Origin of the sequence: Aromatoleum petrolei (assembly GCF_017894385.1) — a bacterium.
In the GTDB taxonomy this organism is placed as follows: Bacteria; Pseudomonadota; Gammaproteobacteria; order Burkholderiales; family Rhodocyclaceae; genus Aromatoleum; species Aromatoleum petrolei.
In genome coordinates this window covers 5,282,780-5,297,302 of the sequence record NZ_CP059560.1, presented here as the reverse complement: position 1 = coordinate 5,297,302, position 14,523 = coordinate 5,282,780, and the positions used below count along the sequence as shown (strand labels likewise).

The window sequence follows — 14,523 nt, the reverse complement described above, 5'->3', positions numbered from 1 at the left end:
ACTCCGTTCCGCATCCTCCATGCTCAGCTACCGCCATGCCTTCCACGCCGGCAACCACGCCGACGTCCTCAAGCACTTCGTCCTGATCGAGCTCCTGCGGTACTTCAACCGCAAGGACAAGCCGTGGTGGTACATCGATACGCACGCCGGTGCCGGCTGCTACGCGCTCGACAGCGAGCAGGCGGGCAAGAACGCCGAGTTTGCGGGCGGGATCGGACGCCTGTGGGGGCGTGATGACCTTCCCGAGGCCTTGCGTGCCTACATCGACGCCGTCGCCCAGTTCAATCCGCACGGCAGGCTGACCTTCTATCCGGGTTCGCCCGCGCTGGCGATGACGCAATTGCGCGAACAGGACCGCATGCGCCTGTTCGAGCTGCATCCGGCCGACGTCTCGCTGCTCGAACAGACCTTTGCACGCGACACGGACCGGGTACTGATCCGCAAGGCCGACGGTTTTGCCGGATTGCGCGGACTCCTGCCGCCGGCCGCGCGCCGTGCGGTGGTGTTGATCGACCCGCCGTACGAGGTGAAGGAGGACTACCGGCGCGTGGTCGATACCGTTGCTGACGCAATGAAACGCTTTCCGGGCGGCACTTACGCGGTGTGGTATCCGATGCTCGCGCGTCCCGAGGCGCGGCAGCTTCCGGAGCGTCTGGCCGGCCTGGGGGCGGAGAGCTGGCTCGACGTGCGGCTTGCGGTGAACAAGCCCGCGCGCGACGGCTTCGGGATGTTCGGCAGCGGGCTCTACATCATCAATCCGCCGTGGGTGCTGCCACAGACCCTCGAATCGGTGATGCCGTGGCTGGTACGCGCGCTCGGCGAGGACGAGGATGCGGGTTTCGACCTGGAGCACCACATCGAATGAACGGGCAGGACAGCCTTGACGCGCTGCGCGACGCGCTGCGCTCATTTGCCGCCGAGCGCGACTGGGAGCGCTTCCATACTCCCAAGAACCTGGCAATGGCCCTGTCCGGCGAGGCCGGCGAGGTGATCGAGCATTTCCAGTGGCTGAGCGGCGAAGAGTCGGTCGCGCTGCCCGAGGCTGCGCGCGCCGAAGTGGCGCTCGAACTGGCCGACGTACTGCTCTACCTTGTGCGTCTGGCTGACGTGCTCGGGGTCGATCTGGCCGACGCCGCGCGGACGAAGATGCGCATCAACGCCGAGCGCTATCCGGTCGACAAGTCCCGCGGGCGGTCGGACAAATACGACCGCCTCTGAGGCGCCACCGGATTCTGCGAGAATGAACAATTCCGCGTTCGCATAGTGGTCGGCTGAAAGTTGGAACTCAAGCATATCGACGAAATCGACAAGGCCACGCGCCAGGGGCACGGCGAGCTGCTGCGCCTGGGGGCGACCATGCTCTTCGTCGTGGGTGTGATGCTGTATGCGGCACTGAAGGGCGGTACCGAGGGCGGGGTCCTGGTGGTGGTCGCCGCCGTGCTCGGTGCGTACATGGCGATGAACATCGGCGCCAACGACGTTGCGAACAACGTCGGGCCTGCCGTGGGCGCACAGGCGTTGACGCTCACCGGCGCGCTCGGTCTCGCGGTGGTGTTCGAGGCGTCGGGCGCCCTGATCGCGGGGGGCGACGTCATCCGCACGATACGCAGCGGGATCATCGATCCCGCGAATATCGGCGACGCGTGGACGATGGTGTGGGTCATGATGGCGGCGCTTCTTGCCGGCGGCCTCTGGATCAACGTGGCGACGGCTTTCGGCATGCCGGTGTCGACGACGCATTCGATCGTCGGCGCGGTGCTCGGCGCCGGCGTCGCCGCGGTGGGGCTGGACATCGTGAACTGGAAGGTCGTCGGCGCGATCGCCGCGAGCTGGGTGATCTCGCCGGTGCTGGCGGGGTTGTTCGCCGCGCTGTTTCTTTACCTGATCAAGCGCCTCATCACCTATCAGGTCGACATGGTCGCGGCGGCGCGGCGCACACTCCCCGGGCTTGTGGCGTTCATGGCGTGGTCGTTCTGGACCTTCCTGCTGATGAAGGGCTTCGGGAGCTTGTGGGCGGCCGATTTCACCGTGGCGGCGGTCAGCGGCTTTGTCCCCGCGGTCGCCGCGTACCTGTATGTGCGGCGCGCGCTGTCGAACCCGAACTACATCATTGCGAATACCAAGTCGGGCGTGAATCGCCTGTTCAATTCGCCGCTGATCTTCGCCGCCGCGCTGCTGTGTTTCGCGCACGGCTCGAATGACGTGGCGAACGCGGTGGGGCCCTTGGCGTCGATCGTGGAGTCGCTCGCACACCTCGACGGGCCGATCGCCCGCCTGACCCCGGTGCCGTTCTGGGTGCTGCTGACCGGGGCGATGGGGCTGGTGCTGGGGCTCGCGCTGTTCGGGCCGCGGGTGATCCGGACGCTGGGCGAGGAGATCACCGAACTGGACCAGATGCGCGCGTTCAGCGTGGCCCTGTCGGCGACCGTGACGGTGATCGCCGCCAGCGTGCTGGGGCTTCCGGTCAGTTCGACGCACATCGCGGTCGGCGCGGTGATCGGCGTCGGTTTCCTGCGCGAGTACCTCAAGGGCAACTACGCGCGCATGGTGGCGGAGATGAAGGCGCACCATCCGGCCGGTGAGCAGGGGGCGATCGATCAGTTTCTCGGCCGCTTCGAGCGCGCCGCCGTGCCCGAGAAAAAGGCGATGCTCGCGGATCTGAAAGCGCGCTCGAAGCAGAAGACAGACCCCGCGAATTTCTCCAAGCGGGAGCGCAGGGTGCTGCGCGAGGTTTATCGGAAGGAACTGGTCACGCGCACGCAACTGCAACGCATCTTCGCGGCGTGGCTGCTGACGGTGCCGTTGTCCGCGCTGCTCGGCGGTTTGTTTTTCTTCGTGATGCGCGGCATGGAGCTTGAATGACGGCGCATCCGGTTTTGCGGAATTCCCGCCAATGACATTCGCCGAGTTGCTCGCCCTGATGCTGCTGTGCCTGTGCGGCTGGTTCTGGCTGGACAGCGCCCGGACGCGGGAAATCGGCGTGCAGGCGGCGAGGGCGGCATGCCGTCGCGAAGGCGTGCAGTTCCTCGACGAAACCGTGTCCGGCCGTTCGTTGCGCTTCGTCCGCGATGAGGACGGCCGGCTCTGTCCCCAGCGCGTTTACGAGTTCGAGTATTCGGTTTCGGGCAACGATCGTGTGCACGGTTCGGTGACGCTGCGCGGCAAGGATGTCGTGATGCTGGAGATCGGCCCCCGCGGGGCACCGACCTTCACCGTCCACTGATCGCAGGGAGTCGGCCTCAGCGTGGGCCCCGCCCTCCGACGGCGTGCAGGAACTCGCTGCGCAGATGCTCGCGCGTCTCGAATTCGCCGGCAAAGGCCTGGGTCACGACGCGCTCGTCGCCGCGGCGATCCTCGCCCAGCAGCAGGCACAGTTGTTCCGCTTCGATGATGCATGCGGCACCCCGGGCACGACCGTGCGTGAGCAGCGCGTCGGCGATGTCGCGGGTCATCCATTCCTGATAGGTGAATCGGTGCCCGATGGCATCGACGAGGCGGGCGATCCGCCCGAAACCGTGCAAGCGCCCGCCGGGGAGGTAGGCCACGTGGGCGACGCCGCGGAAGGGTACGAGATGGTGCGGGCACACGCCATGCACCGCGATGCCGCGGATCACGACCATGTCCGAGCGCTCGTCGGGAAAGCCGTCGCCCAGGGCTTCGGCGGGGTCGAGCTCGTATCCGCCGAGCAGGCGCTTCTGCCACAGTTCGCGCACGCGCATCGCGGTGCGACCCATGTGTGTGGTGTCGGGGGCGATGCCGCAGGCGGCCACGAGATCGTTGACTGCGCGCTCGAACGCGGCCGGGTCAAACTGTCCCTGGCGCGGGATGCCGGCGCCGGTGCAGGGGCCGTGGGGCGGGTGGTGCTCGTCGAAATCGCTCATCGTGGCCCTTTGTACCTTGGGAAAAACGCTCAGGCGATGAATACCGGGTCGGAGAATACCAGCGTGCCGTCCCTGCGCACCATGATGTTGTCCGCGTTGAGGATGTCCGGCAGCACCTGGTATTCCTCGACGAAGTCCGACAGCGCCCTCAGCGCGAGCTTGAGCGATTCGCCGATCGCCGGGGGCGCCAGGCTCACATGGTATAGCGCGATCCGGCCCATGTCCCCACCCAGTTGCGCGCGCTGGACGCAGGCCGACCAGTAGGCGTCGATCAGCAGGGCTGCCTGATCGGCGGCGGGTGTTCCATCCTGCAACGGGTAGAGCCGCTCCATCTCCAGCAGATGGAAGGGATAGCCTGAGGCCGCGCGCCCGATCACGCCGTGGTGTGCGTACACCACCGGGAAGTGCGGACCGCGCGGACGGTCGTCTGCTGTGTAAAGGAACAGGTCGGCCGGCGAACTGACGACTTTATAGACGCGCTCGGGGTCGGGATGTTCCAGCACGATGCTGTATTCGCCCCGCCCGATCTCCCGCAGGCCCGCGAGCAGGGCGTGTGCGGGGACCGGGTCGGGCAGGCGGAGGCCGATACGACCGAGTCGGGCGCGCGCTTCGGCGAGATCGATCACCGCCGCCTCGCGTGTCAGGCCATGATGTTGTAACCGGCGTCCACGAAATGGACCCCGCCGGTGACCAGCCGTCCCGCGTCGGAGACCAGGAAGGCCGTCAGCGCGCCGATGTCCTCGGGGGTTACAAGGGCGTGCATCGGCGAGCGCTCGACCGCGGTCGCCATCAGGCCGTCGAAGCCGGCGATGCCCGAGGCAGCGCGCGTCATCAGCGGACCGGGGGAGACCGCATTGACGCGGATGTTCTTGCCGCCGAGTTCGAACGCCATGTAGCGGGTCGCGGCTTCCAGCGCGGCCTTGCACAGGCCCATCACGCCGTAGTTGGGGATCACCTTCTCGCTGCCGAGGTAGGTCATCGTCACCAGCGAACCGCCGCCGGCGCGCTCCAGCAGCGGTTCGACCATCTTGGCGAGGCGCACGAAGGAGTGCGTGGAAACGTCCATTGCCATCGCGAAGCCGTCCGGCGAGGTGTCGACCACACGCCCGTGCAGGTCGTCGCGCTTGGCGAAGGCCATGCTATGGATCGCGAAGTCGAGCTTGCCGTGGCGCGCTGCGATCTTCTCCTGCACGTCGGCAAGGGTCTCGGGGCGCGTCACGTCCAGCAGATACACGTCCTCGACGCCGAGGCGATTGACGACGGGTTCGATGAAGGCGCGCGTCTTGTCGTTCTGGTAGGTGATGATGAGCTTCGCGCCCGCCTCCGCGCACGCCTCGGCGACGCCGGTGGAGATGGACTTTTCGTTGGCGATGCCGGTGATCAGACCGACTTTGCCTTCGAGATTGACGAGCGGCTTCATGGGAATTTCCTCGGGAATGCTTGAAAAATGATGCTGCGCAGCATTTAAATGCCGCGGATATATCTTTGAAAGTACGGGATAACCGCAATTAGCTGTTTATACGGGCTACTTGCGAGATTTTGCGCAATGCAGCATTCTAGCATCTGGCGTGCCTTCGCGCCGTTACTATCGGCAATCAATCAATGACTCGGCATAGCTACATTTTCATGGATTTCGACGGCGTCACCCACCCTTGGGGCGAGGTCGAGGATTTTCGCTGCCTGCCGCACGTCGAGGCGGTCGTGCGCGACTATGAAGAGGCGCGCATCGTCATCACCTCCGACTGGCGGATGCTGTTTTCGCTCTCCAAGCTGGTCGGGCGCTTTGCCGAGGACATCCGCCCGCGGGTGTGCGGCGCAACCCCGCATGTGATTCCCAAGAACGGCGCCGAACTGCACGGTTTGCGCGAACGCGAGGCCATGCTGTGGCTCGGGCAGCACGTGCCGGACATAGCGACGGCGTCGTGGTGTGCGGTGGACGACGCGCCGGGCAACTGGATGACGCGCTCGCGCCTCGTCCTCACCGACTTCAAACGCGGCTTCGGCGAAGAAGATGCGGCCGCATTGCGACGCATGCTCGACAGCTTCCGCTCCGGCTCCGCATTGCCGCCGAAGTCGCGCGAGCCCTCGTTCCTGCGGCGCGCCTGAAAGGCGCCCTTAGATTGACCAGAGCGGCGGTTCGTCCATCGCAGCGACCTGTTCGCGCAACTCCAGCACGCGGTCCTGCCAGTAGCGCTGCGTGTTGAACCACGGGAACGCGCGTGGGAAGGCCGGGTCGTTCCAGCGTCGGGCGATCCAAGCGGAGTAGTGGATCAGGCGCAGCGTGCGTAGCGCCTCCAGGAGATGCAGCTCACGCGGCGCGAACTCGTGGAAATCTTCGTAACCGGCTAGCACGTCGCCGAGCTGACGGCTCATTTCCTGGCGCGAGCCGGAGAGCAGCATCCACAGATCCTGGACCGCGGGCCCCATGCGGCTGTCGTCGAAGTCGACGAACTGGGGGCCCGGCGCTGCGGCCGACTCGCTCCATAGCACGTTGCCGGCGTGGCAATCGCCGTGCAGGCGGAGGTGCGCGACCGTGCCGGCGCGCTCGAAGCAGCGTCGCACGCCGTCCAGCGCCTGGTCCACGGTGGTCGTCCACGCCGCAAGCAGGTCGACGGGGATGAAATCGTTATCGAGCAGGTAGCGCCTTGGTTCGACGCCGAAGGAGGCAATATCCAGCGTCGGCCGTTCGCGGTAGGGCTGCAGGGCGCCGACGGCGTGGATGCGGCCGATGAAACGGCCCATCCATTCGAGCGTCGCGGGGTCGGACAACTCCGGCGCGCGCCCGCCGGCACGCGGAAAGACGGCGAAGCGCTGGTCGGCAAAGTGGTGCAGCGTGGCGCCCGCCAGCATGAGGGGCGCGATGACGGGAATCTCGCGCGCGGCCAGCTCGGTCACGAAGGCATGTTCCTCGGCGATGGCGTCGTCGCTCCAGCGTGCGGGGCGATAGAACTTCACGACCAGCGGCGCTGCGTCCTCCACGCCAACCTGATAAACGCGATTCTCATAGCTGTTCAGCGCCAGCATGCGGCCGTCGGGGTGCAGTCCGACACTCTCGAGCGCGTCGAGTATGAGGTCGGGAGTCAGGGACTCGAAAGGGAGGTCGGACATGGTTGTCGGCGTTCGGGTGGGGGGCACATTCTGTCAGGAATGGCGTAATGCACAAGGTTGGCTGCAACGGCGTCTTGCGACATTTGCCGTTCGCCCGCGCCGGGCTCAGAATACGCCCCCTTTCCAGTGCCTCTTTTCCGGACCGCAACATGACGCAAGACGTATCCGCCGAAACGATTCCGGTCGACTCGCTCGCCGCCCTGGCAGCGGTTGATGTGCAGAAGCTCGCTGCGCGCATGGCGCAGGACGGATTTGCGCAGGTGTTCCGCCTGACGCTGGACGAAGACGATGCCGGTCGTGCCCGCGGGGTCGAAAGGCTGGCAGAGGCCATCGGGAACTGGAGTCGGGCAGCTGCCGACCACGACGCTCGTGCGCTGCGCCTGGCGATGCTCGTATCCGGGCTGGATCAATGGGGGCTCGCCTACAGCCAGGCTTTCGGGCTGGTCGCCATTCCCGGCCTGTCGGAACTCCTCGGAGCCCTGCGCACCGCGCTGGATCCCGAGCAGGATGCGCGCTTCCAGCGCCAGTTTGCTGCGATCGCCGACGGCGAGGGCAACGCGATCGACTTCAAGATCGACCTCAGGCGCGGCATCCATCTCGCCCTGTGGCACGCCATGATCGCGAGCGACGATCGCGAGCAGGCGACGGCGATCCTGACGCGGCTCGGAGGGATGATGTTCGCTCTGACCGAGCTGATGCCGGTGCTGGGCTGGCGCCTGGTGGCCGATGCGGTCGCGCACATCCAGATCCAGTGCCTGGCCGAGGGCCTCGCGGCCGAGGGACTCGCGCGCGAGATGAACGAGGCGTTGTTCGGCGCCTTGTCGAAGGAACTGCCGGTGCAGTTCCGCGACCGTGTGATGGCGCACGCAACGCAGGCGGTGCTCGCGTGGCAGCAGGCGCGCCGCGCAGCCGGCAATTCGACGCATTGACGCGACGCCCAACCAATCAACAGCGGCCCGAGGCCGCAGCGAGAAGTGAACGAAATGGCCCTCAAGGCAACCATCTTCAAGGCCGAGGTCGTGGTCGCCGACATGGACCGCAACTACTACGGCGACCACAACCTGACGATTGCACGCCATCCGTCGGAGACCGACGAACGCATGATGGTGCGCATCCTCGCTTACGCCTTGTATGCCGATCCCGCGCTCGCATTCGCCAAGGGACTGTGTGTCGACGACGAGCCGGATCTGTGGCAGAAGGACCTGACCGGGCTCGTCGAGCGCTGGATCGACGTGGGCCAGCCGGACGAGAAGTGGATCCGGAAGGCTTGCGGCCGCGCCCGCGAAGTGGTCGTCATGAGCTACGGGCGCGCTGCGGACATCTGGTGGAGCGGTATCCGCGACAAGCTCACGCGCCTGACGAATCTGACAGTGCTCAATCTCCCGGAGGACGTTGCCCCCGCGCTGGCTGCGCTGACCGCGCGCAGCATGCGTCTGCAATGCACGATCCAGGATGGGCAGGTGTGGATCACGGACGGGACCGAAACCGTGTCCGTCGAGCCGCAGCGCATGATGGGACCGCGCGACTGATCGCTGGCGGCAGGGAACCATGCGGCATTCGTGACCGGATTCCCGCAGTCCGTCGTTGCGTGATCGCCTTTTTTGCTCGCACGCCGTAGATTACAGAGAGGTGTCTGCTTTCCGATTGCTGCAGGAGGGTTGGCCATGAGGCGCAGTCTGGCGGGTTGCATGCTTCTCGGGTATCTGGCGAGCGGGTGGGCAGCGGAGGCGTCGTCGCCGGCCGAGGCAGAATTTCCGATACTCGATCGCAGTCGTGCGATGGTGCATGACTTCACCGAAGGCGTTGCGCGGCATGTCGACGGCTGGTTCGGTGACAAACCGTTCGAGCAGGGGGGGATGGTGTCGGGCTCCATCGGCTTCAAGTTTCTCGGCCGGCAACACGAAAGCCCCGATGCGAGCTTCCGTTTCGGCGCGAAGCTCGACATGCCGAACGTAAAGGAAAAGACCTATCTCTTCTTCGGCCAGGAGAATGAGCGCGAACTCCTCACTGATCAGCCCGAGCCCTTCACCCGGCGCGAACTGCTGCTCCCAGAGGACCGCAGGGAGGACCAGACCCTCTTCGCCGGCATCGGCTACGCGCTCCGTGACAACATAGACTTCCGCGCAGGCCTGCGCAGCGGCATCAAACCCTATGCCCAGGCGCGCTACAGGAAGGGCTGGGTGCTGGGCGAGCGCAACCGCGTCGACTTCCGCGAGACGCTTTTCTGGAACCGCAAGGATGGCGTCGGATCGACGACCTTGCTGAGCTTCGGCCACGGCTTCTCGCGCTCCCTTGCGTTCCGCTGGAGCCTCGCGGGTACCATCTCCGACGAGACCGACGGCTTGGCATGGTCGAACAGTATGGGTATCTTCAAGACCTTCGGTGACCAGCGCAGCCTGTCGTTGGAGGCCCTGATCGGCGGGACGACTGCGGGTTCGGACAATGTCTCCGAAACCGGAGTGCGCACGATTTGGAGGCAGCCGGTGTATCGCGACTGGACCCTCGTCGAGGTCAGCTTGGGGCATTTCTGGCCGCAGGGCGACGCGAAGGACGAGAACCGGCGCGGTTGGGCTCTGGGGGTCGGTTTCGAGATCCTTTTCTGAGTCTGCGATCAAGGCGGCAATCGCATATCGGCGTTCGTCCAAGGTCCCTCGGCTTCGTTCAGTAACGGCTTGCCCAACTACCTTGGCTTCAGCCCGAAGGGTGTCGAGTGCCGGAATAATGGTCCGTTGCTGGGTTTGTGCGGCGCAGGGCAGTCCGCTGCGGAGGAGTTCGGGGTTTTATCGTGAGTCTGTCGAATCAGTTGCTGGTCATTGCGGCGCTCATTGCCTTGAGCGCGTTCTTTTCGATTTCCGAAATTTCCCTCGCCGCGGCGCGCAAGATCAAGCTGCGACTGATGGCCGACAGCGGAGACCTTGCGGCAGCGCGGGTGTTGGCGCTGCAGGAAAATCCGGGGCATTTCTTCACGGTGGTGCAGGTCGGTCTGAACGCCATCGCCATCCTGGGCGGGATCGTCGGCGAATCGGCGCTCTCGCCGGCGATTTCCGGCGTGATCGCGCTTGCCTATGACGGACCGATGCTCGACACCCTGAGCTTCGTACTGTCCTTCGTCGTCGTCACCTCATTGTTCATCCTTTTCGCCGACCTGATTCCGCGGCGCTTGGGGATGGTCGCGCCGGAGCGGGTCGCGGTGGCAGTGGTGAAGCCGATCCAGCTGTTCCTGGTCGCGTTCGCGCCGGCCGTGTGGTTCTTCGACGGGCTCGCGAACCGCCTATTCGCGCTGTTCAAGCTGCCCAACGTGCGCGCCGAGGACATCACGTCGGAGGACATCGTCGCGATGGCCGAGGCCGGCGCGCAAACCGGCACGCTGCTGAACCAGGAGCGCGAGCTGATCGCGAACGTGTTCGAACTCGATACGCGGACCGTCGGCTCGGCGATGACGAACCGCGAGAACATCGTCTTCTTCACGCTGAACGAATCCGAAGAGAGCATCCGCACGAAGCTCACCGAGCAGCCGCACGGCAAGTTCCCGGTGTGCGAGAACGCGATCGACAGCGTGGTCGGTTACGTGGACCTCAAGGACATCTTCGCGCGCATCCTTTCCGGGCAGAAACTCTCGCTGCGCGCGGACCCGATGGTGCGCAGCGTGCTCGTCATTCCCGATACGCTCACGCTCTTCGAAGCGCTGGACCGCTTCCGCGCGGCGCGCGAGGACTTCGCGCTGATCGTCAACGAATACGCCCTGATCGTCGGCCTGCTGAGCCTGCAGGACGTCATGAACACCGTGATGGGCGAGCTCGGCAGCACGCTGCAGGAGGAACTCATCGTCAAGCGCGACGCCGATTCGTGGCTCATCGACGGCATTGCGCCGATCGAGGACGTGATGCACGCGCTGGAGATCGACAGCTTCGAAGGCAGCGAGAACTACGAGACGCTCGCCGGCTTCATGATGTACATGTTGCGCAAGGTGCCCAAGCGCACCGATGCGGTGAGCTACGGCGGCTACAAGTTCGAGGTGGTCGACATCGACAATTACCGCATCGACCAACTGCTGGTGACGCGCGAATCCGCCGTGGGCGCCGACGGCTAGGGGCGGCCTGCCGGCTCAGCTTTCATCGAGCCCGAAGCGTATCCCCTGCGCGAGCGGCAGCGTGCCGGAATAGTTGATCGTGCAGGTCGCTCGGCGCATGTAGCCTTTCCACGCATCCGAGCCAGATTCGCGCCCGCCGCCGGTATCCTTCTCACCGCCGAACGCCCCGCCGATTTCGGCACCCGAGGGGCCGATATTCACGTTGGCGATCCCGCAATCGCTCCCGGAGGCGGACAGGAAGTGCTCCGCCTCGGCAAGGTCGCGCGTGAAGATCGACGATGCCAACCCCTGCGGTACGTCGTTGTGCAGCGCGATCGCCTCGTCGAGACTGGCATAGCGCATCGCGTAGAGAATCGGGGCAAAAGTCTCGCGGCGGACAATGTCGCTCTGCGCGGGCATTTCAACCAGCGCCGGGCGCCGGTAGCAAGCGTCCTCGCAGCCGCGCACGATCACCGCCTGGCCGCCGAATACCTTGCCGCCCGCAGCCTTCGCTTCGGCGAGCGCGGCATCCATTGCCGCTCCGGCGGTCGGATCGATGAGCGGGCCGACCAGCGACGAAGCGTCGAGCGGGCTGCCTACGGGAATGCGTCGCCAGGCCGCGCGCAGCCGTTCGAGCAGCGTATCGGCGATCGATTCATGCACGATGAGACGACGCAGCGTCGTGCAGCGCTGTCCGGCCGTGCCCGCCGCGGCAAAGAGGATGGCGCGCTCGGCGAGCGCGAGATCGGCGCTGGGGCACACGATGGCGGCGTTGTTCCCGCCCAGCTCGAGGATGGAGCGTGCCAGCCGCGCCGCGACGCGCGGCGCCAGTGCGCGTCCCATGCTGCAGGAGCCGGTCGCCGAGAAGACTGCGATGCGCTCGTCGTCCGCGAGCGTTGCCGCATGTTCACGGCCGCCGGTCACGACTTCGAGCAAGCCCGCCGGGGCCTCGGACATGCCACGGCACGCGCGCTCGAACAGCGCCCTGCAGGCGAGCGCGGTGAGGGGCGTGCGTTCCGAGGGCTTCCATACCACGCTGTCGCCGCACACCCATGCGAGCATCGCGTTCCATGCCCATACAGCGACCGGGAAGTTGAAGGCCGAGACGACGCCGACCACTCCGGCCGGATGCCACTGTTCCATCATGCGGTGGCCCGGCCGCTCGCTGGCGATCGTGAGTCCGTACAGCTGCCGCGAGAGGCCGCAGGCGAAGTCGCAGATGTCGATCATCTCCTGCACTTCGCCCAGCCCTTCCTGGCGGATCTTTCCCGTTTCGATCGTGACGAGCGTGCCGAGATCGGTCTTGTGATCGCGCAGCAGATTACCGAAGCGCCGTACGAGCTCCCCACGGCGAGGGGCAGGAACGCTGCGCCAGGCGAGGAATGCATCATGTGCTCGGGCAATTGCGGCGTCGGTTGCGACGCGCTTCGTGGCGCCGACGCGGCCGATCAGGCTGCCGTCGATCGGGCTACGGACGGCGAGCTCGCCGCCATCGAAACGTTCCTTCTCGACGCCTAGCGTGGCGAGCAGCGAGGATGTCAGGGATGCGAGTTCCATGAACGGCCTCCGGGACCATGATGCCGCGTTGACCCGCACCGATGCGGAATCGTTCTAGAGCGGGCCGGACGTTCCTCGTGTGTAGCGGAACAAAAGCTTGTCGCACTGCGCGCAGGCGACGACGCGACGGTCGTCGCCCGAATCGTTGAGGCCGAATTCGCGCGTGTCTATCGAGCGGCAGTGCGCGCACGCGACCGAATCCAGGCCATGAGCGGCGAAGTATTGATCGCGTTCGGGCAGCCTGCGCTGTGCCTCCTGCTGCCGCATGAACATGTGGAGGATGGCGAGGGTGCCGAACAGGAAGACGGCGGCGACCAGGACGGGGAACGGGACATCGGACATGGGGGGCTCCCGCGGTCAGTGTGTGAACCCACAGCCTACCAGCGCACAACCGGTGCGTACTTCACCGGGATCAAGTTTGACGCCCCGTGTGCGGTTCAGTAAACGAAGCGATCGTGCAGGTCTTGGAGGTTCAGCTCGGCCAGGATGCTCTCCAGCCGCTCGCGCGCGTTGCCGCGGCGCTGCCCGGTGGCGCGCGCAATGATGAGTTCGTTCTTCATCGAATGCTCCCAGCCGACGAGCTCCGTGACGGTGAGTTGGTAGCCATGCGACTCGAGCAGCAGGCAGCGCAGCACGTTGGTGATCTGGCTGCCGAATTCGCGCGTGTGGATGGGGTGGCGCCACAGCTCGGAGAGCGGGGTGCGGCCGAAAGATTCGTTCTTGTGCTTGCGCAGCGTGGCTGCGACTTCGGCCTGGCAGCAGGGCACCAGCACGATGAAGCGCGCGTGTTTTTCCAGCGCAAAGCGGATCGCGTCGTCGGTCGCGGTGTTGCAGGCGTGCAAGGCCGTGACAATATCGATGTGTTCGGGCAGCTCGGTCGAGCGCGTCGATTCCTCGACCGACAGGTTCAGGAAGCTCATGCGCCCGAAACCCAGCCGGCCGGCGAGTTCGCGCGAACGGGTGACCAGCTCCTCGCGGGTTTCGATGCCGTAGATGTGGCCGCTCTCGCGCGCCTTCAGGAACAGGTCATACAGAATGAAGCCGAGGTAGGACTTGCCCGCGCCGTGGTCCGCCAGTGTGAGGTCGCCCCGTGCCGCCATCACTTCCTCGAGCAGCGGCTCGATGAAGTTGTACAGGTGATACACCTGCTTCAGCTTGCGGCGGCTGTCCTGGTTGAGCTTGCCGTCGCGCGTCAGGATGTGCAGCTCCTTGAGGAGCTCGATCGACTGCCCCGGCCGCACGTCAGGGATCCCGCCCGGGGCGGCGGGAGCCGCGGGCGTTGCAGGCTTGTTACGCGTGCGGTTCACTTTTTGTCGACCTCCGTCCCCGGAATGCCGAGCGCCTTCCAACCGTCCAGGCCGAGCCTCTTCATCGTCTCGATGTTGCGCTCGTAGATCGAGTCGGCCTCCGGGTAGGCTGCCACCGCGCGCTCGATGCTGTCCTCGCGCAGCAGGTGCAGCGTGGGGAAGGGCGAGCGATTGGTGAAGTTCGTGATGTCGTCCTCGGGCGTGTCCTCGAACTGGAAGTGCGGGTGGAAGCTGGCGACCTGCAGGATGCCTTCGAGCTCGTGCTCTTCGACCGCCTCCTCGGCGATGCCGGCGACTTCGTTGAAGTCGAGGAAATCGGGGAACAGGGTCGGATGCACGAGCAGGGTGGTGTCGACGTCCTGCGGATCGGCGGCGGCGAGGAATTCCAGCTCACGATCGAGATCCTCGAGGAAGCCGTCCACATGTTTCGCCTCGCTGACGACAATGCGCACCTGGTTCTTCACATGCACCGACTTCGCGAACGGGCACAGGTTGAGCCCGATCACCGCCTTCTCGATCCACTGCCGCGTCGCTGCGATCACTTCGTCACGATTCATGCACCACCCCTCGAAAGGCCGCCATTTTGCCCCAATCGCGGGAC

At 65.7% G+C, this 14,523-nt stretch carries 17 protein-coding genes; 9 read left to right on the top strand and 8 right to left on the bottom strand.

Going from position 1 to position 14,523, the window contains the following annotated elements; translation table 11 throughout:
* The first annotated feature begins 19 nt into the window (after nucleotides 1–19).
* Genes ToN1_RS24165 through ToN1_RS24150 form a run of 4 tightly spaced genes read left to right on the top strand, consistent with a single transcriptional unit; the run spans nucleotide 20 to nucleotide 3,223 of the window.
* Nucleotides 20–865 (top strand): 23S rRNA (adenine(2030)-N(6))-methyltransferase RlmJ, encoded by an 846-nt coding sequence (locus tag ToN1_RS24165; protein WP_169206983.1) that lies wholly within the window; start codon nucleotides 20–22, stop codon nucleotides 863–865.
* Complete coding sequence (locus ToN1_RS24160; RefSeq protein ID WP_169206982.1) at nucleotides 862–1,218, top strand: nucleotide pyrophosphohydrolase; 357 nt, start codon at nucleotides 862–864, stop codon at nucleotides 1,216–1,218. Before ToN1_RS24165 ends, ToN1_RS24160 begins: the two co-directional genes overlap by 4 nt.
* Before the next feature lie 60 nt (nucleotides 1,219–1,278).
* On the top strand, nucleotides 1,279–2,862 hold the full coding sequence (locus ToN1_RS24155; protein ID WP_169206981.1) for an inorganic phosphate transporter: 1,584 nt from the start codon (nucleotides 1,279–1,281) through the stop codon (nucleotides 2,860–2,862).
* A 31-nt stretch (nucleotides 2,863–2,893) separates the two neighbouring features.
* Entirely contained in the window at nucleotides 2,894–3,223 is a 330-nt protein-coding gene (locus ToN1_RS24150; RefSeq protein ID WP_169206980.1) for a DUF3301 domain-containing protein, read from the top strand.
* Nucleotides 3,224–3,239: 16 nt separating this feature from the next.
* Here the strand turns inward: ToN1_RS24150 and folE are convergent, their stop codons facing one another.
* Genes folE through fabI form a run of 3 tightly spaced genes read right to left on the bottom strand, consistent with a single transcriptional unit; the run spans nucleotide 3,240 to nucleotide 5,301 of the window.
* The gene (gene folE / locus ToN1_RS24145; protein WP_169206979.1) at nucleotides 3,240–3,881 is read right to left on the bottom strand and encodes a GTP cyclohydrolase I FolE; all 642 of its coding nucleotides are present in this window, start codon (nucleotides 3,879–3,881) and stop codon (nucleotides 3,240–3,242) included.
* A 29-nt stretch (nucleotides 3,882–3,910) separates the two neighbouring features.
* Complete coding sequence (locus tag ToN1_RS24140) at nucleotides 3,911–4,507, bottom strand: hypothetical protein (RefSeq protein ID WP_169206978.1); 597 nt, start codon at nucleotides 4,505–4,507, stop codon at nucleotides 3,911–3,913.
* Nucleotides 4,508–4,521: 14 nt separating this feature from the next.
* Complete coding sequence (gene fabI, locus ToN1_RS24135) at nucleotides 4,522–5,301, bottom strand: enoyl-ACP reductase FabI (RefSeq protein WP_169206977.1); 780 nt, start codon at nucleotides 5,299–5,301, stop codon at nucleotides 4,522–4,524.
* Between the two features lie 182 nt (nucleotides 5,302–5,483).
* On the opposite strand from fabI, the gene ToN1_RS24130 reads away from it, so the two are divergent.
* Nucleotides 5,484–5,987 carry an HAD domain-containing protein gene (locus ToN1_RS24130; RefSeq protein ID WP_169206976.1) on the top strand — a complete coding sequence of 168 codons (504 nt, stop codon included), beginning with the start codon at nucleotides 5,484–5,486 and terminating at the stop codon, nucleotides 5,985–5,987.
* A 9-nt stretch (nucleotides 5,988–5,996) separates the two neighbouring features.
* Here the strand turns inward: ToN1_RS24130 and ToN1_RS24125 are convergent, their stop codons facing one another.
* Nucleotides 5,997–6,989 (bottom strand): serine/threonine protein kinase, encoded by a 993-nt coding sequence (locus tag ToN1_RS24125; protein WP_169206975.1) that lies wholly within the window; start codon nucleotides 6,987–6,989, stop codon nucleotides 5,997–5,999.
* A 149-nt stretch (nucleotides 6,990–7,138) separates the two neighbouring features.
* Between ToN1_RS24125 and ToN1_RS24120 the strand changes: the two genes are divergently transcribed.
* The 4 genes from ToN1_RS24120 to paeA all read left to right on the top strand — a co-directional run bounded on the left by ToN1_RS24120 (nucleotide 7,139) and on the right by paeA (nucleotide 11,079).
* The gene (locus ToN1_RS24120) at nucleotides 7,139–7,918 is read left to right on the top strand and encodes a hypothetical protein (protein WP_169206974.1); all 780 of its coding nucleotides are present in this window, start codon (nucleotides 7,139–7,141) and stop codon (nucleotides 7,916–7,918) included.
* Nucleotides 7,919–7,972: 54 nt separating this feature from the next.
* Complete coding sequence (locus ToN1_RS24115; protein ID WP_169206973.1) at nucleotides 7,973–8,518, top strand: YaeQ family protein; 546 nt, start codon at nucleotides 7,973–7,975, stop codon at nucleotides 8,516–8,518.
* 135 nt (nucleotides 8,519–8,653) lie between these two features.
* Nucleotides 8,654–9,592, top strand: coding sequence for a hypothetical protein (locus ToN1_RS24110; RefSeq protein WP_169206972.1), 939 nt, complete (start codon nucleotides 8,654–8,656; stop codon nucleotides 9,590–9,592).
* A 182-nt stretch (nucleotides 9,593–9,774) separates the two neighbouring features.
* Nucleotides 9,775–11,079 carry a polyamine export protein PaeA gene (paeA, locus tag ToN1_RS24105; RefSeq protein ID WP_169206971.1) on the top strand — a complete coding sequence of 435 codons (1,305 nt, stop codon included), beginning with the start codon at nucleotides 9,775–9,777 and terminating at the stop codon, nucleotides 11,077–11,079.
* Nucleotides 11,080–11,094: 15 nt separating this feature from the next.
* Here the strand turns inward: paeA and amaB are convergent, their stop codons facing one another.
* The 4 genes from amaB to ToN1_RS24085 form a co-directional block, all read right to left on the bottom strand.
* On the bottom strand, nucleotides 11,095–12,615 hold the full coding sequence (gene amaB / locus ToN1_RS24100; RefSeq protein ID WP_169206970.1) for an L-piperidine-6-carboxylate dehydrogenase: 1,521 nt from the start codon (nucleotides 12,613–12,615) through the stop codon (nucleotides 11,095–11,097).
* Nucleotides 12,616–12,669: 54 nt separating this feature from the next.
* Nucleotides 12,670–12,957 carry a hypothetical protein gene (locus ToN1_RS24095; RefSeq protein ID WP_169206969.1) on the bottom strand — a complete coding sequence of 96 codons (288 nt, stop codon included), beginning with the start codon at nucleotides 12,955–12,957 and terminating at the stop codon, nucleotides 12,670–12,672.
* Between the two features lie 95 nt (nucleotides 12,958–13,052).
* Nucleotides 13,053–13,922 carry a class I SAM-dependent methyltransferase gene (locus ToN1_RS24090; protein ID WP_210147926.1) on the bottom strand — a complete coding sequence of 290 codons (870 nt, stop codon included), beginning with the start codon at nucleotides 13,920–13,922 and terminating at the stop codon, nucleotides 13,053–13,055.
* Nucleotides 13,919–14,479 (bottom strand): DUF1415 domain-containing protein, encoded by a 561-nt coding sequence (locus ToN1_RS24085; protein ID WP_169206968.1) that lies wholly within the window; start codon nucleotides 14,477–14,479, stop codon nucleotides 13,919–13,921. Before ToN1_RS24085 ends, ToN1_RS24090 begins: the two co-directional genes overlap by 4 nt.
* Between the last annotated feature and the right edge of the window lie 44 nt (nucleotides 14,480–14,523).